This is a genomic window from Limnohabitans sp. TEGF002 (assembly GCF_055395845.1).
The window spans coordinates 657,864-678,448 of the sequence record NZ_AP029224.1; the positions used below are offsets into that span (position 1 = coordinate 657,864).

At 61.0% G+C, this 20,585-nt stretch carries 21 protein-coding genes; 20 read left to right on the forward strand and 1 reads right to left on the reverse strand.

The window, feature by feature from the left end:
• Positions 1 to 120 precede the first annotated feature (120 nt).
• The 8 genes from ACZ5SR_RS03370 (at position 121) to ACZ5SR_RS03405 (ending at position 8,861) form a co-directional block, all read left to right on the forward strand.
• Positions 121 to 861: a GNAT family N-acetyltransferase gene (locus ACZ5SR_RS03370; protein WP_464450168.1), complete on the forward strand. Its 741-nt coding sequence runs from the start codon at positions 121 to 123 to the stop codon at positions 859 to 861.
• Between the two features lie 72 nt (positions 862 to 933).
• The gene (locus tag ACZ5SR_RS03375) at positions 934 to 1,827 is read left to right on the forward strand and encodes an HlyC/CorC family transporter (RefSeq protein ID WP_464450169.1); all 894 of its coding nucleotides are present in this window, start codon (positions 934 to 936) and stop codon (positions 1,825 to 1,827) included.
• Positions 1,824 to 3,386, forward strand: a complete 1,563-nt coding sequence (gene lnt / locus ACZ5SR_RS03380) for an apolipoprotein N-acyltransferase (RefSeq protein WP_464450170.1) — start codon at positions 1,824 to 1,826, stop codon at positions 3,384 to 3,386. Before ACZ5SR_RS03375 ends, lnt begins: the two co-directional genes overlap by 4 nt.
• 71 nt (positions 3,387 to 3,457) lie before the next feature.
• Entirely contained in the window at positions 3,458 to 4,363 is a 906-nt protein-coding gene (gene glyQ, locus ACZ5SR_RS03385) for a glycine--tRNA ligase subunit alpha (protein ID WP_464450171.1), read from the forward strand.
• Between the two features lie 11 nt (positions 4,364 to 4,374).
• Positions 4,375 to 6,507: a glycine--tRNA ligase subunit beta gene (glyS, locus tag ACZ5SR_RS03390; RefSeq protein ID WP_464450172.1), complete on the forward strand. Its 2,133-nt coding sequence runs from the start codon at positions 4,375 to 4,377 to the stop codon at positions 6,505 to 6,507.
• A 36-nt stretch (positions 6,508 to 6,543) separates the two neighbouring features.
• Positions 6,544 to 7,140 (forward strand): D-glycero-beta-D-manno-heptose 1,7-bisphosphate 7-phosphatase, encoded by a 597-nt coding sequence (gmhB, locus tag ACZ5SR_RS03395; RefSeq protein WP_464450173.1) that lies wholly within the window; start codon positions 6,544 to 6,546, stop codon positions 7,138 to 7,140.
• Positions 7,137 to 7,889 carry a lysophospholipid acyltransferase family protein gene (locus tag ACZ5SR_RS03400; RefSeq protein ID WP_464450174.1) on the forward strand — a complete coding sequence of 251 codons (753 nt, stop codon included), beginning with the start codon at positions 7,137 to 7,139 and terminating at the stop codon, positions 7,887 to 7,889. The genes gmhB and ACZ5SR_RS03400 overlap by 4 nt, the downstream gene beginning before the upstream one ends.
• Positions 7,890 to 7,907: 18 nt before the next feature.
• Positions 7,908 to 8,861 (forward strand): M48 family metallopeptidase, encoded by a 954-nt coding sequence (locus ACZ5SR_RS03405; protein WP_464450175.1) that lies wholly within the window; start codon positions 7,908 to 7,910, stop codon positions 8,859 to 8,861.
• Positions 8,862 to 8,887: 26 nt separating this feature from the next.
• Here ACZ5SR_RS03405 and ACZ5SR_RS03410 read toward each other — a convergent pair whose 3' ends face one another.
• On the reverse strand, positions 8,888 to 10,003 hold the full coding sequence (locus ACZ5SR_RS03410; RefSeq protein ID WP_464450176.1) for an MBL fold metallo-hydrolase: 1,116 nt from the start codon (positions 10,001 to 10,003) through the stop codon (positions 8,888 to 8,890).
• Between the two features lie 130 nt (positions 10,004 to 10,133).
• On the opposite strand from ACZ5SR_RS03410, the gene ACZ5SR_RS03415 reads away from it, so the two are divergent.
• The 12 genes from ACZ5SR_RS03415 (at position 10,134) to ACZ5SR_RS03470 (ending at position 20,583) form a co-directional block, all read left to right on the forward strand.
• Positions 10,134 to 10,538, forward strand: a complete 405-nt coding sequence (locus tag ACZ5SR_RS03415; protein ID WP_464450177.1) for a MerR family transcriptional regulator — start codon at positions 10,134 to 10,136, stop codon at positions 10,536 to 10,538.
• A gap of 120 nt (positions 10,539 to 10,658) precedes the next feature.
• Positions 10,659 to 11,093, forward strand: coding sequence for a PaaI family thioesterase (locus ACZ5SR_RS03420; RefSeq protein WP_464450178.1), 435 nt, complete (start codon positions 10,659 to 10,661; stop codon positions 11,091 to 11,093).
• Between the two features lie 45 nt (positions 11,094 to 11,138).
• Positions 11,139 to 12,320 carry an isovaleryl-CoA dehydrogenase gene (locus ACZ5SR_RS03425; RefSeq protein ID WP_464450179.1) on the forward strand — a complete coding sequence of 394 codons (1,182 nt, stop codon included), beginning with the start codon at positions 11,139 to 11,141 and terminating at the stop codon, positions 12,318 to 12,320.
• A 46-nt stretch (positions 12,321 to 12,366) separates the two neighbouring features.
• Positions 12,367 to 13,023: a carbonate dehydratase gene (can, locus tag ACZ5SR_RS03430; protein ID WP_464450180.1), complete on the forward strand. Its 657-nt coding sequence runs from the start codon at positions 12,367 to 12,369 to the stop codon at positions 13,021 to 13,023.
• 100 nt (positions 13,024 to 13,123) lie between these two features.
• Positions 13,124 to 14,305, forward strand: coding sequence for an acetyl-CoA C-acyltransferase (locus ACZ5SR_RS03435; RefSeq protein WP_464450181.1), 1,182 nt, complete (start codon positions 13,124 to 13,126; stop codon positions 14,303 to 14,305).
• A 3-nt stretch (positions 14,306 to 14,308) separates the two neighbouring features.
• Positions 14,309 to 14,986, forward strand: coding sequence for an SDR family oxidoreductase (locus tag ACZ5SR_RS03440; protein WP_464450182.1), 678 nt, complete (start codon positions 14,309 to 14,311; stop codon positions 14,984 to 14,986).
• A gap of 19 nt (positions 14,987 to 15,005) precedes the next feature.
• On the forward strand, positions 15,006 to 16,133 hold the full coding sequence (locus ACZ5SR_RS03445) for an acyl-CoA dehydrogenase family protein (protein ID WP_464450183.1): 1,128 nt from the start codon (positions 15,006 to 15,008) through the stop codon (positions 16,131 to 16,133).
• Positions 16,134 to 16,181: 48 nt separating this feature from the next.
• Positions 16,182 to 17,573: a Trk system potassium transporter TrkA gene (gene trkA / locus ACZ5SR_RS03450; protein WP_464450184.1), complete on the forward strand. Its 1,392-nt coding sequence runs from the start codon at positions 16,182 to 16,184 to the stop codon at positions 17,571 to 17,573.
• Positions 17,573 to 19,036, forward strand: coding sequence for a TrkH family potassium uptake protein (locus ACZ5SR_RS03455; protein ID WP_464450185.1), 1,464 nt, complete (start codon positions 17,573 to 17,575; stop codon positions 19,034 to 19,036). The genes trkA and ACZ5SR_RS03455 overlap by 1 nt, the downstream gene beginning before the upstream one ends.
• Before the next feature lie 45 nt (positions 19,037 to 19,081).
• Positions 19,082 to 19,513: a rhodanese-like domain-containing protein gene (locus tag ACZ5SR_RS03460; protein ID WP_464450186.1), complete on the forward strand. Its 432-nt coding sequence runs from the start codon at positions 19,082 to 19,084 to the stop codon at positions 19,511 to 19,513.
• The gene (locus tag ACZ5SR_RS03465) at positions 19,513 to 19,902 is read left to right on the forward strand and encodes a YchJ family protein (RefSeq protein ID WP_464450187.1); all 390 of its coding nucleotides are present in this window, start codon (positions 19,513 to 19,515) and stop codon (positions 19,900 to 19,902) included. The genes ACZ5SR_RS03460 and ACZ5SR_RS03465 overlap by 1 nt, the downstream gene beginning before the upstream one ends.
• Positions 19,903 to 19,935: 33 nt before the next feature.
• Complete coding sequence (locus ACZ5SR_RS03470; protein ID WP_464451007.1) at positions 19,936 to 20,583, forward strand: HAD family hydrolase; 648 nt, start codon at positions 19,936 to 19,938, stop codon at positions 20,581 to 20,583.
• The last annotated feature ends 2 nt before the right edge of the window (positions 20,584 to 20,585 follow it).

Consider the following 20,585-nt stretch of genomic DNA (forward strand, 5'->3'; position numbering starts at 1 on the left):
ATCGGGCAATTCCCCAGTGAGGCCTGTATGGGTCTCTCACGCGACAAATGCCAGGGCCAAGTACAGCAGCTGACAAGGTCGGCGCATTGGGTGCAAAATAGGTGCAAACCCTTAATTCAAATGAACTCAGAACTCAACACTTCTCCTGGATTCTGGCGGCAACTTTGGCGGCGCTGGGTTTCGGCTTTTGCCTCGGGTGCGCCGGCCAATACAGGTCACAAATCTGTATTGGGCGGGTGGATTCCGATTCGCTCCCTGTCTGCGCGGCACAAACCGCGCATCTTGAAGCATTTGCTGGCTTTGAAGCCCGAGGACCGGTATTTGCGCTTCGGGTACCCAGCCACAGATGAGCAAATTGCGCGCTACGTGACGGGCTTGAACTTTGAGCGTGACGAGATTTTTGGGGTGTTTAACCGCAGGCTTGAGTTGGTAGCCATGGCCCATTTGGCCTTTTCGATCGACCCGCAATGGGCCACTTGCGCCGAGCTCGGTGTGTCGGTCGCGTCCCATCAGCGGGGCAAAGGTTTGGGCGTCCGCCTTTTTAACCATGCCGTGATGCATGCCCGCAATGAGGGGGTGAGCATGATCTTCATTCACGCTTTGAGCGAAAACGTGGCCATGCTGAAGATTGCCCGCCATGCCGGAGCCACAGTTCAGCGGGATGGCAGCGAAAGCGAAGCCTACCTGTCATTGCCCGAGGCGACGCTGGACAGCCAGTTCAGCGGAATGATGCAAGAGCAGATGGCCGAGGTGGATTACCAGCTGAAAATGCAGGCGCACCAATTTCGTGACTGGCTGGCCACAGTGCAAGAGATCCGTCAGGGCGTGCGCGATGCCCGTCACACAACACACAAGCCTTGATTTGGCGGTTTGTCATCTGAATCCGCTATCCTAGAGGCTTGCCAACAACCGCATGTCCTGCATCTCCTGACTGTGTCCGACCCTCACCCTGCGCGTTCGGTTGAACGTGAAGACAAACGCAGTTTTCTGCAAAAGCTCGCCGAATTCATCCATCCCGGCCCCGACTCGACCGACGAGTTGATCGAAACCTTGGCCGAGGCCGAGGACAACCACATCATCAATGCCGAGAGCCGCCTCATGCTGGAAGGCGTCATCCGCATGGCCGACATGACCGCTGGCGATGTGATGGTGGCCGCACCTCGGATGGATTTGTTGAACATCGAAGATCCGTTTGACCGCTTGTTGCACCAAGTGATCGAGACAGCACACTCGCGTTTCCCCGTCTACGAAGGGGAAACCGAAAACATCATTGGCATTTTGCTGGCCAAGGACTTGCTCAAGCTGCAACGGGCGCCTGAATTGAACATCCGAGCCCTGCTGCGCCCAGCAGTGTTTGTGCCCGAAAGCAAGGGGCTGAACGATTTGTTGCGCCAATTCCGGGACAACCGCAACCATCTGGCCATCGTCATCGATGAGTTTGGCCGCACCGCGGGTTTGATCACCATCGAGGACGTGTTGGAGCAGATCGTCGGCGAAATCGAGGACGAATTCGACATCGCCGACGACGAGGGGGACATTTTTGGCTTGCCCGACCGCAGCTTCCGCGTCAGTGGCGATACTTCCCTGGAGCGCGTGAGTGAAGCCTTTGGCGTGGACCTGCAAGAGGCCCGTGAAGATGCCGAAGGCCCGGACTTTGACACCATTGGGGGGTTGATTGCCCACGAAATGGGCCACGTGCCGCGACGAGGCGAAAAATACATTTTGGCGGGCTTGCAATTTGTGGTCTTGCACACCCGTGCTGGCGCTGTGCGTTGGTTCAAGGTGTCGCCGGTTGTAGCCGTGGAATCCTCAGAGTCCAAGGCATGAGTTTCCGCCCTGAGCGAGCACGCGGCCTGTCAACCGTGTGGCCCGCTTTGGCAGGTTTAGCGCAGGCGGCGTCGATTGCCATGCCCGGCAGCGGCCAAGCACATGGCTGGTTGCAGATTTTGAGCTTGGCCGTGCTGGCCGCTGGCTTGGCCGACGTTGCCCGTCACTCATATTTGTCACGTTCCGCACACCGACAAGCCGCTTGGTCGGGTGGCGTGTTCGCCACAGCTTGGCTGGCTGGCAGCTTTTGGTGGCTGTATGTGTCCATGCACGATGTTGGAGGCTTGCCTGCACCTTTGGCAGCGGTTGCGGTGCTGGCTTTGGCGGCCGCTTTGGCGCTGTATTACGCCGCCGCATGTGCTGCGTGGGTGGTTTTGGCGCGCGGGCTGTTGGCGCAGCGTCCGGGAGCAATCAGTGTTGTGTTTGCTGCCCTGTGGACTTTGGCCGAGCTCATGCGCGGGCGCTGGTTGACCGGCTTTCCTTGGGGCGCGGGCGGTTATGCGCACGTCGATGGTGTGCTTTCGGTTTGGGCGCCTTGGGTGGGGGTGTACGGTATGGGCGCTTTGGCCGCTTGGTTGGCCATGCGCTTGGCGCTGTCAGGTTGGCGGCTGCGCGCGCTCAAACCCTTGGTCGGTTTGGGTATGGTGACTTGGGGTCTGCAGCTTTGGGGCCCCAGTTTCACCACCACCGCAGGGGTGGGGCAGGTGGCTTTGCTGCAGGCCAATATCTCTCAAAATGCCAAATTTGATGTGGCCAGCGGCATCCGCGATGCGCTGCAGTGGTACGACGCACAGCTGCGCGCCAACCAGCTGCCCCTGGTGGTGGCTCCCGAAACCGCGATCCCTTTGTTGCCACGACATTTGCCTGAGGGCTATGAGGCAAGCTTAAGGCAGCATTTCGCGCGGTCGGCTCGGTCGATGGCGCTGGTGGGGATGCCTTTGGGCGGTATGACCGAGGGGTACACCAATTCGGTGGTGGCGTTGCAGCCTGCTGGTTTGCCGGATTACCGCTATGACAAGTCCCATCTGGTGCCCTTTGGTGAGTTCGTGCCCCCTGGATTTGTCTGGTTCGTGCGCATGATGAACATCCCTTTGGGTGATTTTCGCTCGGGTGGCTGGGGCCAGCCTTCTGTGGCTTGGCAGGGCCAGCGCCTGGCCCCCAACGTTTGCTATGAAGACCTGTTCGGCGAAGAGCTGGCCCAGCGCTTCAAAGACCCCGCTACGGCCCCTACCGCCTTGGTGAATGTGAGCAACATCGCTTGGTTTGGCGACACATTGGCGGTGGACCAGCACTTGAGCATCTCGCGGCTGCGGGCCATGGAACTGGGTCGTCCCATGCTGCGCGCCACCAACACCGGGGCCACCGCGATCATCGACCACACCGGTCGGGTGACCGATCAGATGCCACGCTTTACCCGGGGCAGTCTGAAGGGGACTTTTGAAGGGCGTCATGGCCTCACGCCCTTTGCCCGCTGGGCCGGAACCTGGGGTTTGGGGCCGCTGTGGGCGCTGTGCTGTGCGGTGGTGGCTTGGGCTTTTTGGAAGCGGCAAAGGCCGTAAAATCAAGGGTTCGCGCAAAACTTGCGCCCATCCCTAACCCCGGCCAGCTCGCTGCTGGCTTTGCTTTGGCCATGTTGACCTTCCAGCAAATCATCCTCAAATTGCAGCAGTACTGGGACGCCCAGGGCTGCGCCTTGCTCCAGCCCTACGACATGGAAGTCGGCGCGGGCACCAGCCACACCGCCACGTTTTTGCGCGCCATTGGCCCTGAGCCTTGGAAGGCCGCCTATGTGCAGCCCAGCCGCCGCCCCAAAGACGGCCGTTATGGCGAGAACCCCAACCGCCTGCAGCACTATTACCAATACCAAGTGGTCTTGAAGCCTGCGCCCAGCAACATCCTGGAGCTGTATTTGGGCTCGCTCGAAGCGCTGGGTTTTGATCTGAAAAAGAACGACATCCGCTTTGTCGAAGACGACTGGGAAAACCCGACGCTCGGCGCTTGGGGCCTGGGCTGGGAGGTGTGGCTCAACGGCATGGAAGTCACACAGTTCACCTACTTCCAACAAGTCGGCGGCATCGACTGCAAGCCGATCACGGGTGAGATCACCTACGGCCTGGAGCGCCTGGCCATGTATTTGCAAGGCGTGGACAACGTCTACAACCTGCAATGGACCGAGGGCTTGACCTACGGCGACGTGTACAAACAAAACGAAGTCGAGCAATCCACTTACAACTTCGAGCACAGCGACGCCGAGTTTTTGTTCACAGCCTTTGGCGCACACGAAAAGCAAGCGCAACACCTCATGGGTGCCCAGCTGGCTTTGCCGGCTTATGAGCAAGTGCTCAAGGCCGCACACACCTTCAACCTGCTGGACGCGCGTGGCGCGATCAGCGTGACCGAGCGTGCCGCCTACATCGGCCGCATCCGCAATCTGGCCCGCAGCGTGGCTCAGAGTTATTACGAAAGCCGCGAACGTCTGGACTTCCCGATGGCTCCGCGTGAATGGGTTGCGCAAATGCCCAAGAAAGCCGCGTGAGGGAGAGCGACATGACGACACAAAATCTGCTGGTGGAATTGTTTGTGGAAGAGCTGCCTCCGAAGGCGCTCAACAAGTTGGGTGCCGCGTTTTCGAGCGTGCTGGCTGAACAACTCAAGGCCCAGGGCCTGGCTGCGGCCGACGCGGTGGTGACTGCTTTCGCATCGCCCCGCCGCCTTGCCGCTCATGTGACCGGTGTGTTGGCACAAGGTGCCGACAAGGCCGTGCAACAAAAGCTCATGCCCGTGGCCGTGGGCCTGGACGCGGCGGGCAACGCCACGCCAGCTCTGCTGAAAAAATTGCAAGCCCTGGGCGCAGATGTGAGCGACCCGGCGATGGCTGTGGCCGCCCTCAAGCGCGCCCCCGATGGCAAAGCCGAAGCCCTGTTTTACGACAGCATCGTCAAAGGCGCATCGCTGCAAGCGGGTCTGCAAAAGGCGCTGGAAGAAGCGCTGGCCAAGCTCCCCATCCCCAAAGTCATGCAGTACCAGCTGGAAACCGATTGCGAATTGCCGGGCTGGAGCAGTGTGAACTTTGTGCGCCCCGCGCACAGCCTGATCGCTCTGCATGGCGCTGCCGTGGTGCCTGTCAAAGCCTTGGGCCTGACGGCTGGCAACAGCACGCAAGGCCACCGGTTTGAGGCCAAGGTCTCGCCTGTGGTGTTGCTACATGCTGACCAGTACGACGAAGTGCTCAAGCGTGATGGCTCGGTCATCGCCAGCTTCGCGGAGCGCCGCGCCGAGATCGTGCGCCAGCTGAACGCTGCTGCGGCCAAAGTGGGCAACGGTGCCCGCCCGATCGAAGACGAAGCCCTGCTGGATGAAGTGACTGCGCTGGTCGAGCGCCCGAATGTGCTGACCTGCCAGTTCGAGACCGAGTTCTTGGGTGTGCCGCAAGAGTGCCTGATCCTCACGATGAAGGCCAACCAGAAATACTTCCCCTTGATCGATGCATCGGGCAAGCTGACAAACCGTTTTTTGGTGGTGAGCAACATCACCCCCGACGACGCTTCCTTGGTGATCGGTGGCAACGAGCGCGTGGTGCGCCCGCGCTTGGCCGATGCCAAATTCTTCTTTGACCAAGACCGCAAGAAAACGCTCGAGTCTCGCGTCGAAGGCCTGTCCAAAGTGGTCTATCACAACAAGCTGGGCACACAAGGCGAGCGCATGGCGCGTGTCTGCGCCATCGCCAAGGCGATCGGCCAACAAGTGGGCGGCGACGCGCTGGCGGCACAAGCCGAGCAGGCCGCACGTTTGGCCAAGACCGATTTGCTGACCGACATGGTCGGCGAGTTCCCTGAGTTGCAGGGCATCATGGGCGGCTACTACGCCCGCCACGATGGTTTGAACAGCGATGTATCCGAAGCGATCGAAGACCATTACAAGCCGCGCTTTGCGGGCGACGAGTTGCCGCGCAACAACGTCGGCTTGGTGGTGGCGCTGGCCGACAAGCTCGAAACCCTGGTCGGCATGTTTGGCATCGGCAACGTGCCCACGGGCGACAAAGACCCGTTTGCGCTGCGTCGGCATGCGCTTGGTGTGATCCGCATGCTGATCGAAAAAGACGTAGCGCTGGGCTTGCCCGAGTTGCTGGCGCTGTCAGCGCCTGTGTTCGGCGACAAGATCACGGGCGGTGCAGACGCTTTGATTGATTTCATCTACGACCGCTTGTCCGGCAGCCTGCGCGAGCAAGGCTTCAGTGCGCAAGAAGTCGATGCCGTCATGGCCTTGCGTCCCGCCCGTCTGGGCCAGGTCAGCCAGTTCCTGTCGGCTGTGCGCGCCTTTGCCGCCTTGCCCGAAGCACCCGCTTTGGCGGCAGCCAACAAGCGTATTGGCAACATCCTCAAGAAAGCCGGTGAGGTGGACGCCCACGTCAACCCCGCACTGCTGCAAGAAGAGGCTGAGAAAAACCTCTACGCCGTCATGCAAAAGCTGGTTCCGGAGTCTGAGGCGCAGTTCAAAGCCGGTGACTACACCGCCAGCTTGCAAACCCTGGCCGCGCTGCGCGCCCCTGTCGACGCCTTCTTTGACGATGTCATGGTCAATGCCGAAGAAATGGACCTGCGCTTGAACCGCCAGGGCCTGCTCAAGAGCTTGCATGTGGCCATGAACCGCGTGGCCGATTTGTCGCGTCTGGCGGCTTGACGGACTGAACCGAGTCTGACCCTCAGTCGAGCACGCATGAACACCCATTTGAAACTCGTCATCCTCGACCGCGACGGCACCATCAACCGCACGGGTGATGAGTTCGTCAAATCGCCAGACGAGTGGCAGCCCTTGCCCGGAGCGCTGGAAGCGATCAGCCGCTTGAACCATGCGGGATTTCATGTGGTGCTGGCGACCAACGAGTCGGGTTTGGGCCGGGGCCTGTTTGACATGGCTGCCTTCAATGCCGTGCACAGCCACCTGATCAAAAAATTGGCGGCCGTGGGTGGGCGCATCGATGCCTTCTTCTATTGCCCGCATGCGGCCGATGAAGGCTGTGGTTGCCGCAAGCCATGGCCCGGTCTTTTCTCGCAAATTGCCGAACGCTATGGCGTAGACCTGACCGGTGTGCCCTGCATTGGCAACAGCTTGACGGACATGCAAGTGGCCGAAGCGGTGGGCTGCGTGCCGCACATGGTGCTGAGCGGGCGGCACCCCGAATGGCTGGGTCAAGCCTTGCCGCCGGGATTTCCGGCCCGTACACAGGTGCATGCCGATTTGGCTGCCTGTGTCGATCATTTGCTGGGCTCTGAATCGGGCTCGCGCTTACCTTTGACAACGACGACAACATGAATTTCATCCGCTCTCTGGTCCATGTGTTGTGGATGGCCATCACCGTCATCCCTTGGGCCCTGTTTGTGGTCCTGATTTCTTATGTCGTCAGCAGCACCCGCCTGTATTGGGTGTGTGTCGGCTGGCTGCGCCTGGCGGTCAACAGTGGCACTTGGATTTTGGGCATCGAGAATCGCATCCAGGGCATGGAGAACCTGCCCTTGGGCACCAAAGATCCGGCAGTGTTGTTGGTCAAGCACCAGTCGACCTGGGAGACTTTTGTGATGCCCGTGATCATGCCGCACCCACTGGCCTACGTGTTCAAGAAAGAGCTGCTGCATGTGCCGTTTTTCGGATGGGCCATGGCGCGCATGGACATGATCCACATCGACCGCAAACAGCGCTCACGTGCCTTTGCCAAGGTGGTGCAACAAGGCCGCCGCCTGATGGCCGAGGGGGTGTGGGTGATCATGTTCCCCGAGGGCACACGCATCCCGCGTGGACAAAAGGGCGAGTACAAAAGTGGCGGTGCGCGTCTGGCCATTGCAGCCGGTGTGCCCGTGATCCCGATTGCCGTGACCTCGGCGCGTTGTTGGCCTACACGGGCTTTCGTCAAAACGCCTGGTGTGGTGGACATCTCGATTGGCCAAGCTATTGCGACCGAAGGCCGCAGTGCCGACGAGTTGATGCTCGAAGTCGAGACTTGGATCGAGGCGGAAATGCACCGCCTGGATCCTGAGGCCTACCCGGCCGCACCCATGGACCACTGAGCCAGAGCCGGGCGAAGCATGCGCACGCCGATTCAGTTTGTGTTGGACTTTTTCACTGGGGGTGACCCGGTGTACCCCTCGCCCAGTCCCACACCTGCTGCGCCTGCAACCACAGCCGAGGCCCAGCCATCGGCACAGGCCCCATCTGCTGCGCCGCCGCAATCGTCACTCCCGCCGAGCACAGTGGGTGCAGCAGGGCACATGCCCCAGGCACAAGCCACTCCTTGGGGCTTCACCCACCCCGCTGCCAACCGCCACGCCCAGTTGCAGGGCGTCACGGTGTCTTTCAGGTTTGAACGCTCGCGCCGCAAGAGCATTGGTTTTCTGGTGGGGGCCGATGGTCTGGTGGTGCGTGCGCCTAACTGGGTGCCGCTGCGCGAGGTGGACGCCGCGGTGCAAGAAAAAGGGGCCTGGATTGTGGCCAAGCTGCAGCAATTCAAAGAGCGGCAGACCGAGCAGTTTCAAAAAGCGATCGAGTGGCGGCACGGGGCCGAGGTGCCGTATTTGGGCCGCATGGTGCAGCTGTGCGTGATGGAGCGTGGTGTGGGCCGCGTGCAGGGGCAAGACATTCCGCCCGACCAGATGTTGCCCGTCACGGTGCCACCGGGCGCCAGCGTGACGCAGGTGCGTGACGCCGCGCAGGTGTGGCTGAAAAAACAAGCCAAGGTTTTGTTTGAGCAGCGCTTGCATCACTTTGCCCCGCTGTTGGGTGTGCGCTGGCAAAAGCTCAGCTTGTCGAGTGCCAGCACGCGTTGGGGCAGTGCGCGCAACGATGGGCACATCCGGCTGAACTGGCGACTGATCCATTTGCCCATCAGTCAGATCGATTACGTGGTGGTGCACGAGCTGGCCCATCTGCGCGAGATGAACCACAGCCCGCGCTTTTGGGAGACCGTGGGCGAGGTCATGCCCGACTACGCCCAACGCCGCAAAGCCTTGCGCCAGGCACCGGTGGACTTGAAAGAGGATTGATTCAGGTCTTGTCTGAAGGCACCGAACTACGGGTTGGTGCTGAAGCGCAACACCCCATCGGTCCCGCGTTCGCGGCGCAGCTGGCCTGACAGCCACAACAGGTTCAGGTGGGCCACGGCTTCGCCCAGGGCGAAGGTGGTTTGGTGTACATCCAGGGATCGTTTGAACAGCACAGGCAACAGCTCGTGGGCACAGCACGCCTGCGCACGGCAGGCTTGCAGCAGCTCGGCCAGGCGCTCTTGGTGGTGGGTTTGCAGTTGCGCAATGCGCGTGGCCGCGCCCTGGAAAGGCCGCCCGTGCGAGGGCAGTACCAAGGTGGTGTCCGGCAGGTGCGCCATCTTGTCCAGCGATTCGAGGAACCACTGCAGCGGGTTGCCATCGGGCTCCATCGCGTACACGCTGACGTTGGTGGAAATGGACGGCAGCAGCATGTCGCCGCTGATCAGCAGTTGATCCTGGGCATCGTGCAAAGCCATGTGTTCAGGGGAATGGCCATAACCACTGATGCACTGCCAAAGGCGGCCGCCAATGCGCACGCACGCGCCTTCCATCAGGCGCACATAGGCGTTGGGGATCTTGGGCACCATGCTGGGGTAATAACCCACACGGTCTTTGACCTGTGCCAGTTCCTCAGGTTGGCTCCAGCCATGCGCTGTGAAAAATGCCACCGTGGGTGCGCCGCCAAAATTGGACAGCCCGCTGCAAGCGAGCAGCGCCGATTGGTATTCGCTGGTGCTCATCCACAAAGGCGCTTGCCAGCGCTCGCACAGCCAATGGGCCAGACCCATGTGGTCAGGGTGCATGTGCGTCACCAGCACGCGCAGGATGGGCAGGCCTTGTAGCGCGTTTTTTTCGATCTGCTCCCAGGCCTGGCGGGTCGCAGGGTTGTCGATCCCGCAGTCCACCGCTGTCCAGCCTTCACGCAGCACGTCCGGCTGGGCCGGGTCCGGCAGGCGGTCGCGCAGCAGCCACAGGTTGATGTGGTTCAGGGCGAAAGGCAAACCCATGCGCAACCAGAACACGCCTGGCGCCACTTCGGTGACCGTACCTGACGGCGGCAGGTGCTCGCCCAGCGGGTAGCGCAGCGGCGGCATGCCCGTGCTCGGCTCGGGGGCGGGCTTGGCTTCGGGTAAATCGGGCATGCGTGGGGTGGTTTGGGTTAGGATTCGGGAAATTGACGTTGACGTTAACGTCAAAGATGACAATGCATTCTAGGGGCCGGTGGCGCAGCCACCTGTCCCGGTTGCGCAAGCAAGGTGAGAACCGCACGCCATGGCGAACACGTACACGATCAGCGATTTGGCTCAGGAGTTTGACCTGACCACGCGTGCCATCCGTTTTTACGAAGACATGGGTCTGCTGGAGCCCGAGCGCTCTGGCCCCGGTGGGCGCAACCGCGTGTACTCGGCGCGCGACCGCACTCGCCTCAAACTCACCTTGCGCGCCAAGCGTCTGGGCCTGTCGCTGACCGAGGCCAAAGACCTGATCGACATGTACGACAGCCCGCGCGACACCGTGCCCCAGCTCAAAAAATTCATGGTGGTGTTGGCCGAACACCGCCAGCAGCTGGAGTCGCAGCTGGCCGACCTCGAGGCCACGCTGGACGAGGTCAAAACCCACGAAAAAGAAACCCGCAGTTTGCTGAACAAGGCCAACAAGGCCGCGTCGGCCAGCTGATCGCCGCTGTTAGGGCCGTGCCCAGACCCTGTGCGCAGGGCCTGAAGGGCACGGGCAATTGGTTGACGTTGACGTAAACGTCAATTACAGTTCGGCTTGACTTTAACCACCGGATGCGAAGTGACCTCTGCCCTGACCCCCCACGAGCGTGTTGCCCAAAGCCTGGCCCGTCAGGGCATGATGAACCATTTGGGTGTGCGCCTCTTGTCGGCCACGGCGGGCGAGGTGGAATTGGCTTTGCCCTACAGCGACAAAGTGACCCAGCAGCAGGGCGGTTTTCATGGCGGCGCCATGGGCGCATTGGCCGACATTGCGGGCGGTTACGCCGCTTTGACGGTGGCCCCCGAAGGCATGGAGGTCACCACGGTGGAGTACAAAATTAACTTCCTCGCCAGCTTTCAGAGCGGCGAAATTCGCGCCATTGGCCGCGTCACCAAGGCGGGTAAACGCATCATCGTGACCACGGCCGAAGTGGTGCACATCGATGACAGCGGCAAGCGCTCGGACTGCGCCTTGATGCAACAAACCCTGGTGCCTGTGACCAAGACCTATTGATGTACGGCGTTTGGCACCCAACGCATAACCCCCAACGGAGAACCCATGAACAACTTGCCCGGCCTGAATTTCCAACTCGGTGAAGACATCGATGCCTTGCGCGACGCGGTGCGCGACTTTGCCCAAGCAGAAATCGCTCCTCGCGCTGCCGAGATTGACCAGAGCGACCAGTTCCCCATGGACCTGTGGCGCAAGATGGGCGACTTGGGCGTGCTGGGCATCACCGTGGGCGAGGAGTACGGCGGCGCCAATATGGGCTACTTGGCGCACATGATCGCCATGGAAGAAATCTCCCGTGCCAGCGCCTCTGTCGGTCTGAGCTACGGTGCGCACTCCAACTTGTGTGTCAACCAAATCAAGCGCAACGGCACCCCTGAGCAGCGCGCCAAGTACCTGCCCAAGTTGATCAGCGGCGAACACGTCGGTGCTTTGGCCATGTCTGAACCCGGCGCGGGCTCAGACGTGCTGAGCATGAAACTCAAGGCCGAGGACAAAGGCGGCTACTACCTGCTCAACGGCTCCAAGATGTGGATCACCAACGGCCCCGATGCCGACACCCTGGTGGTGTATGCCAAGAGCGAGCCCGAGCTGGGCGCGCGCGGCGTCACGGCCTTTTTGATCGAGAAGGGCATGAAAGGTTTTTCCATCGCGCAAAAGCTCGACAAGCTCGGCATGCGCGGTAGTCACACGGGCGAGCTGGTGTTCAACAACGTCGAAGTGCCCGAAGCCAACATTTTGGGTGGCCTGAACAACGGCGCCAAGGTGCTGATGAGCGGCCTGGACTACGAGCGCGCTGTGCTCACGGGTGGGCCCTTGGGCATCATGCAAGCCGTCATGGACAACGTGATCCCCTACATCCACGACCGCAAGCAGTTTGGCCAAAGCATTGGCGAGTTCCAGCTGATCCAGGGCAAAGTGGCCGACATGTACACCGTACTGCAAGCCGGTCGCAGCTTTGCCTACACCGTGGCCAAAAACCTCGACCTGCTGGGGGCAGAACACGTGCGCCAAGTGCGCAAGGATTGCGCCTCGGTCATCTTGTGGACCGCCGAAAAAGCCACTTGGATGGCAGGCGAGGGCGTACAAATCTTTGGCGGCAACGGCTACATCAACGAATACCCGCTGGGCCGCCTGTGGCGTGACGCCAAACTGTACGAAATCGGTGCGGGCACCAGCGAGATTCGCCGCATGCTGATCGGCCGCGAACTGTTTGCCGAAACCTGCTGAGTCGGTTCGTCATCCTGCGGTAGGCCTGTCCAGCGACAATCTCCCCATGACTACTTCACTGCAACAACTTCTGGACAACAACCGCCAATGGTCTGAGCGCATGGTGCGCGATGACCCGGCGTTTTTCTCGCGCTTGGCCAACCAGCAAAATCCCAAGTACTTGTGGATCGGCTGCTCCGACAGCCGCGTGCCCGCCAACCAAATCACCGGCTTGGACCCGGGCGAGGTTTTTGTGCACCGCAATGTGGCCAACGTGGTGGTGCACTCGGACCTGAATGCGCTGTCGGTCATCCAGTACGCGGTGGATGCGCTCAAGGTCGAGCACATCATGGTGGTGGGGCATTACGGCTGTGGCGGCGTGTTGGCCACATTGCGTGGCATGCGCGTGGGCCTGGCCGATAACTGGTTGCGCCATGTGCACGACGTCAAGGTGCGCCACCGCCGTCGCCTGGACCATCTGACCGTGCCCGAGCAAGAAGATGCCCTGTGCGAGATGAACGTGATTGAGCAAGTGGGCAACGTGGCTCTGACCAATGTGGTGCAAGACGCTTGGTCACGCGGGCAAAAGCTCAGCGTGCACGGTTGGTGCTACGGCCTCAAAGATGGCCTGGCCAAAGACCTGGGTGTCAGCATGAGCGGCAGTCACGAGGTGGTGGACGTGTTCCGCAACGCCTTCAAACGTTATCCACGCGGCGGTCTTTGAAGCTTGGCACTGGCTGACCCTCATAGATCTTTTGCTTGATTTCTTTCGCTGAACCGAAAGTCCAAAGTAAATTTCCTTGTTCAATTTTCTGGAGAAAACCATGTCCGATCCCATCGTCATCGTTAGCGCTGCCCGCACCCCCATGGGCAGCTTTCAGGGCGACTTTTCTCCATTGGCCGCCCACGACCTGGGTGGCGCAGCCATCAAAGCTGCCGTGGACCGCGCAGGCATCAGCCCTGAGTTGGTCACCGAAGTGCTGTTTGGCAACTGCCTGATGGCAGGCCAGGGTCAGGCGCCGGCGCGTCAAGCGGGCTTCAAGGGCGGTTTGCCCAAGAGCGCGGGCGCGGTCACGCTGTCCAAGATGTGCGGCTCGGGCATGCGCGCGGCCATGTTTGCGCACGACATGCTGGTGGCGGGCACACACGATGTGCTGGTGGCCGGTGGCATGGAAAGCATGACCAACGCGCCCTACCTCATGCTCAAGGGCCGTGGTGGTTACCGCATGGGCCACGACAAAATTTACGACCACATGATGCTCGACGGCCTGGAAGACGCTTACGAAGCCGGCCGCAGCATGGGCACCTTTGGCGAAGACTGCGCGGCCAAATACAGCTTCACCCGTGCCGAGCAAGACCACTTTGCCACCACCAGTGTGCAGCGCGCCAAAGCCGCCACCGAGTCGGGTGCCTTTGCCGCAGAGATCACACCTGTGACGGTGAAAGACCGCAGCGGCGAACGCGTGGTGTCCATCGACGAAGGCCCTGGCAAAGTCAAGCTCGACAAGATCACATCGCTCAAGCCCGCCTTCAAGAAAGACGGCACCATCACCGCCGCCAGCAGCTCATCCATCAACGACGGCGCGGCCGCCATGGTGCTGATGCGCGAAAGCACCGCTGCCAAGCTGGGCTGCAAACCGCTGGCCCGCATCGTGAGCCATGCCACCCACGCGCAAGAGCCCGAGTGGTTTGCCACCGCCCCCGTGGGTGCGACCCAAAAGGCCTTGGCCAAAGCGGGCTGGACGGTGCAAGACGTGGACCTGTGGGAAGTCAACGAAGCCTTTGCCGTGGTGCCTATGGCGCTCATGAAAGAGCTGAATGTCCCGCACGACAAGGTCAACGTCAACGGCGGCGCGTGCGCGCTGGGCCACCCCATTGGCGCGTCAGGTGCCCGCATCATGGTCACGCTGATCCACGCGCTCAAAGCCCGTGGTCTCAAGAAGGGCCTCGCCACGCTGTGCATCGGCGGCGGCGAAGGCACGGCCGTGGCGCTGGAACTGGTCTGACGAATGCCGACGGTCCTGCTCATCGGCGCATCGCGCGGCATCGGCATTGAACTGGCCAGCCAGTACATCGCAGATGGCTGGCGAGTGATCGCGACAGCCCGCAGCGATGAGGGGCTTGAACGTCTGAAGTCGATGGGCGCGCAAACCCTCCGCGTGGACGTGGCCAATCCGGCCAGCAACTCAGGTCTGGCTTGGCAGCTTGACGGCGAGAAGGTTGACCTGGCCATCTACGTGGCGGGCGCGATGGACCGAGCGAGCGCCAGCATCCCGCCGACTCGCGAAAGTTTCGATGCCGTCATGCACACCAACGTGATGGGCGCGATGCAGGTCATCCCGCAAATCGCACCCATGGTTCAAGAGACCAAAGGTGTGATCGCCTGCATCAGCTCCATCATGGGCAGCATGCAAGAGACCACCAGTGGCAATGCGGCGCTGTACCGCGTGAGCAAGGCGGCGCTCAACATGGTGGTCCGGTGCACCCAGGCTGAGCAGTCGGACATCACCGTGCTGGCCATCCACCCCGGTTGGGTGCAGACCGATATGGGCGGGGCGGCTGCACCGCTGACGCCCGAGCAAAGCGCGAGCAGCTTGCGCCAGACGCTGAGCCATGTCCTTGCGCAACGCGACCCGAAACACCGTGGCGCATTTTTGAACCACGATGGCAGCACGCTGCCCTGGTGACCGACACTGAAAGACCGACATGCTACTGACCTCCGACCAGGAAATGATCCGCGATGCCGTACGTGACTTTGCCCAGCGCGAGCTGTGGCCCCACGCCGCAGAGTGGGACAAGAAGCACCACTTCCCCAAAGACGTGCACAAGGGCCTGGCCGAGTTGGGTGCCTATGGCATCTGCGTGCCCGAGGAGCTTGGCGGTGCGGGCCTGGACTATGTGACGCTGGCGCTGGTGCTCGAAGAGATCGCGGCCGGTGACGGCGGGACCAGCACCGTGATCAGCGTGACCAACTGCCCGGTGAATGCCATCTTGATGATGTACGGCAACGCCGTGCAAAAAGCGCAGTGGCTCACGCCCCTGGCCCAAGGCCAGATGCTCGGCGCTTTTTGCCTGACCGAGCCGCATGTAGGCTCCGACGCTTCGGCTTTGCGCACCACCGCTGTGAAATACGGTGACGGCTACGTCATCAACGGCGTCAAGCAGTTCATCACCAGCGGTAAAAACGGCGACGTGGCCATCGTGATCGCGGTGACCGACAAAGGCGCAGGCAAAAAAGGCCTGAGCGCCTTCATCGTGCCCACCCGCACACCCGGCTACAACGTGGCGCGTTTGGAAGACAAGCTGGGCCAACATTCCAGCGACACCGCACAAATCAACTTTGACAACTGCCGCATCCCCGCCGAAAACCTGATCGGCCAAGAGGGCGAGGGTTACAAGATCGCCTTGTCGTCTTTGGAGGGCGGGCGCATCGGCATCGCTGCGCAAAGTTTGGGCATGGCCCGCAGCGCACTCGATGTGGCGATTGACTACGCCAAGCAGCGCGAAAGCTTTGGCACGTCCATCTTCAACCACCAAGCGGTGGGATTCCGTTTGGCCGACTGCGCCACACAACTCGAAGCCGCACGCCAACTCATTTGGCACGCGGCCAGCTTGCGCGATGCGGGTCGCCCCTGCCTGAAAGAAGCGGCCATGGCCAAGCTGTTCGCCAGCGAAGCGGCTGAGAAAGTCTGTTCTGCCGCCATCCAGACCTTGGGTGGCTATGGTTATGTGAGCGATTTTCCGGTCGAGCGCATCTACCGCGATGTGCGTGTGTGCCAGATTTACGAAGGCACGAGCGACGTGCAGAAAATCATCATTCAACGGGCGCTTTGAGCGCCAAAATAGCCCTTTTGAGCCACCGCTCACGTATCATCCTGCCCCATGAACATCATCATCCTGGGTGCGGGCCGTGTGGGCGAAAGCGTTGCTGAGAGTCTGGTTTCCGAGCAAAACGACATCACCGTCATCGACCAGGATCCGGCACGCCTGCGGTTGCTGGAAGAGCGCTTGGACCTGCGCGGCGTGGTGGGCAACGGCATTCAGCCCTCGGTGCTGCGCGAAGCCGGGGCGCAAGATGCCGACATGCTGATTGCCTGCGCGGCGGCCGACGAGTCGAATCTCGTAGTTTGCAAGATCGCCCACGACGTCTTCAATGTCCCCACCACCATTGCCCGCCTGCGTTCGCCCGAGTTCAACGAGGGCGATGAGTTGCTGGGCAAGTCCGGTTTCGCGGTGGACCATGTAATCTGCCCCGAAGAGTCGGTGATGCGCTACATCGAGCAGCTCATTGAGTACCCCGAGGCCTTGCAGGTGCTTGAATTTGCCGATGGACGTGTCAGCCTGATCGTGGTGCGTGCGGCGGCCGATAGCCTGCTGGTCAATCACACCATCGCCGAGTTCCGTGATCGCTTGCCGGATGCCGAGATGCGCGTGGTGGCCCTGTACCGGCAAGATGCGCAAGTGGACGCGTTGCCCGAGACGTGCATCTTGCCTGGCGATGAGGTGTTTGTGCTGGCCGATACGCGCAAGATTCCCCTTGTGCTGGCGGGCATTCACAAGACGGACCAACCGGTTAAGCGCCTGATGCTGGCCGGTGGCGGCAAAGTGGGTTTGCGCTTGGCGCGCATTCTGGCGGGCCAGTACGACGTGAAGTTGATCGAGCGCGACAAAAAACGCTGCGAATACCTGGCCAGTCAGTTGCCCTCAAGCATGCTGATCCTGAATGGCGACGGCGCCGACGAAGACCTCCTTCACGAAGAAAACGTGGGCGAGATGGATTTGTTCCTGGCGCTGACCAGCGACGACGAGGACAACATCATGTCGGCCATGCTGGCCAAGCGCATGGGCGCAAGGCGTGTGATGGCCTTGATCAACCGACGCGCTTATGCCGACATGATGCAAGGCAGCACGATCGACATCGCGATCTCGCCCGCGCAAACCGTGATCGGCGAGTTGCTCGCGCATTTGCGCCGGGGCGATGTGGCGGCGGTGCACAGCCTGCGCCGGGGCGCGGCCGAGGCCTTGGAGGGCATCGCGCGTGGCGACATCAAGACTTCCAAGCTGGTGGGGCGACGCGTTGAGGAAATCAAGCTGCCACAGGGCGTGAGCATGGGGGCCATTGTTCGTGGTGAGGGCAAAAATGCCGAAGTGCTCATGCCGCACCATGACACCCTGATCGAAGCCAATGACCACATCGTCTTGTTCATTCCTAATAAGCGCGATGTGCGTGCGGTGGAAAAACTCTTCCAGGTCAGTGCGACCTTCTTCGGTTGATGTTCACCTTCTTCGCTCCCGTGTTGTCTTTGATGGCACGCATCCTGATGGCGTTTTCGGTGACGTTTTTGGTGCCTGGCATTTGGGCCTGGTTTGAAGACCACCGCGATTTGCAGTGGATCTGGTTGGCCGGTTTTGGTTTGACGGCTTTGAGCGGCTTGGTGTTGGCATTCATCACGCAGCAGCACCAGCGTGAATTAAAGACCAAAGACGGCTTCTTGCTCGTCAACATGGTGTGGCTGGTCTTGCCGGCCTATTCGGCTTTGCCCCTCATGTTTTTGGTGCCCGAGATCACCTGGTTCAAAGCCTACTTTGAGGCCATGAGCGCGCTCACAGCCACCGGGGCAACGGCTTTGTCGGGACTCGATCATTTACCGGTCTCGGTCAACATCTGGCGCTGCTTTTTGCAGCTCATTGGTGGTTTGGGCATCATGCTGTTGGTGGTGGCGGTGTTGCCCATGTTGGGCTTGGGTGGCATGCAGCTCTACAAAACCGAAACGCCGGGTCCGATGAAAGACACCAAGTTCACCCCGCGCATTGCCGAGACGGCGCGCGGACTGTGGGGCGTGTACTTCTTGTTTTCGGGCGCGTGCCTGCTGGCTTACCGCTGGGCCGGTATGAGCTGGGCCGATGCCTTCATGCACATGTGCACCACCATGGGCCTGGGCGGTTTTTCGTCGTACGACGCCAGCTTTGGACATTTCAACTCGCCCACGATCGAGTGGGTTGCCATCGTGTTCATGACCCTGGCGGGCATCAGCTTTGTGCGCTACTTTGTGGTGCTGCGCAGTCGCTCCATTTTGCCCATCAGCAATGACCGGGAGATTCGCACTTACTTGGGTGTTTTGTTGGCTGCCACGTTGTTGGTCATGGCGCTCTTGATGGTGCATGGTGTTTACAACGACGCCCTGGAGGCCTTGCGCATCAGCGCCTTTCATGTGGTGTCCTTGGCCACCACCACCGGCTATGCCGCCACCGATTACGCGCAGTGGCCAGTGTTTGCACCGATTTTGTTGATGTTTCTGGGTTGCTTTGCTTCGTGTGCAGGCTCCACGGGCGGTGGCATCAAGATGGTGCGCATGGTGTTGCTGGTCAAGCAAGCCCGGCGTGAGTTGGTGCGCATCATTCACCCACGTGTCATCAACCCGGTGACACTGGGCGGCGCGGTGATTCCCATGTCGGTCATGACGGCGGTGCTGGGCTTTATGCTGATTTATGGCGGTGCCACCATGGGACTGAGTATGTTGCTTTTGCTCAGCGGCTTGGACATCGTGACCGCGTTTTCGGCCGTCATTGCCACCGTCAACAACATCGGGCCTGGTCTGGGTGAAGTGGGTCCTTCGGGTAATTTCGGTGGTCTGAACCCTTTTCAATTGAGTGTTTTGAGCTTTGCCATGCTGCTGGGCCGACTGGAACTGCTGTCGGTGTTGGTGTTGTTCAGCTCGCACTTTTGGCGAAAATAAACCCACCTTCAATCGACGCTATTCAATAATCACTAGGAGACTGAAATGCCCATCACCAAAGGATTCCAAACGCTTGTCGACGAGGCCATGGCCCAGGTCACCACGCACAGCGTGGCCGAGGTGCAAGCGCGCCTGGCCGACCCGGCCGTGCAAATCGTGGACATTCGCGATCCGCGCGAGCTTGAGCGCGATGGCACCTTGCCCGGCGCTTTGGTGGCCCCGCGTGGCATGCTCGAATTCTGGGTGGACCCGGCATCGCCGTACTTCAAACCCGTGTTCGCGGACGAAAGCAAGCAGTTCGTCTTGTTTTGCGGCGCAGGCTGGCGCAGCGCCCTGGCCACCAAAACCCTGCAAGACATGGGCATGACCAACGTCGCTCACATCGACGGCGGTTTTGCGGCCTGGAAAAAAGCAGCGGCCCCCATTGTCACCATGGAACAACACAAGGCCGAAAGCGCGGCGCGCAAAGGCGCTTGATGGCGACGCCATGCCCGTGTGGTCGCCTCGGCCCCAAAGGCCAAGGGCTGGCCTTGGACGATTGCTGTGGCCCCCTGCACGCAGGCCAGGCTGCACCCGATGCCGAACGCCTCATGCGCTCGCGCTACAGCGCTTTTGTGCGGGGCGATGTGCCTTATTTGTTGGCCACTTGGCACCCCACCCAGCGCCCTGCCGAGCTGACGCTCGAAACGGGCGGCAAATGGTTGGGCTTGGAGATCAAGCACCACCGCGTCACCGGGACTGACACCGCCGAGGTCGAATTTGTCGCGCGTTTTCGGGTGGGCGGCAAAGCGGTGCGCCAGCACGAACGCAGTCGCTTTGTGCGCGAAGACGGCCGCTGGTTTTATGTGGATGGCGAAGAGCTTTGAGCAACCCCAGTGACAGACCGTATGATCGCCCGCATGAACTTTGAAGCCATTTTGTTCGACTGCGACGGCGTGCTGGTGGACAGCGAAGCCATCACCTGTGGCGTGCTGCGCGACATGTTTGAAGAGCAAGGCTGGCGCATGACGCTGGCCGAATGCATGCAGCGTTTTGTGGGCCACACCGTCAAAAGCCAGCGTACAACCATCGAAGCGCACACCGGCCAGCCCCTGACCGATGCGTGGCTGGAGCAGTTTTTTGCGCGCCGCAACGAACGCCTGACACAAAGCATCACCGCCATTGACGGCGTGCACGAAGCGGTGGCGCATCTGCATGACCATTGCCAGGGCCGCATTGCGGTGGCTTCCGGCGCAGACCGCTTCAAGGTCGAGATGATGCTCAAGCAGGTGGGCCTGATCCACTTTTTTGAAGGACGCATTTTCAGCGGGCACGAGATGCCGCGCAGCAAACCACACCCCGATGTGTACTTGGCCGCTGCCGCGCACTTGCAAATTGATCCGGCACGTTGCCTGGTCATTGAAGACACCACGGTGGGCATCACAGCGGGCGTGGCGGCCGGAGCCACCGTGTGGGCCTATGCCGCGCCACCTGCCGAGCATGCGCCGCTGATGCAAGCTGGGGCCGCTCGCGTGTTCACGGGCATGCACGAGTTGCGTCTGGGTTGATC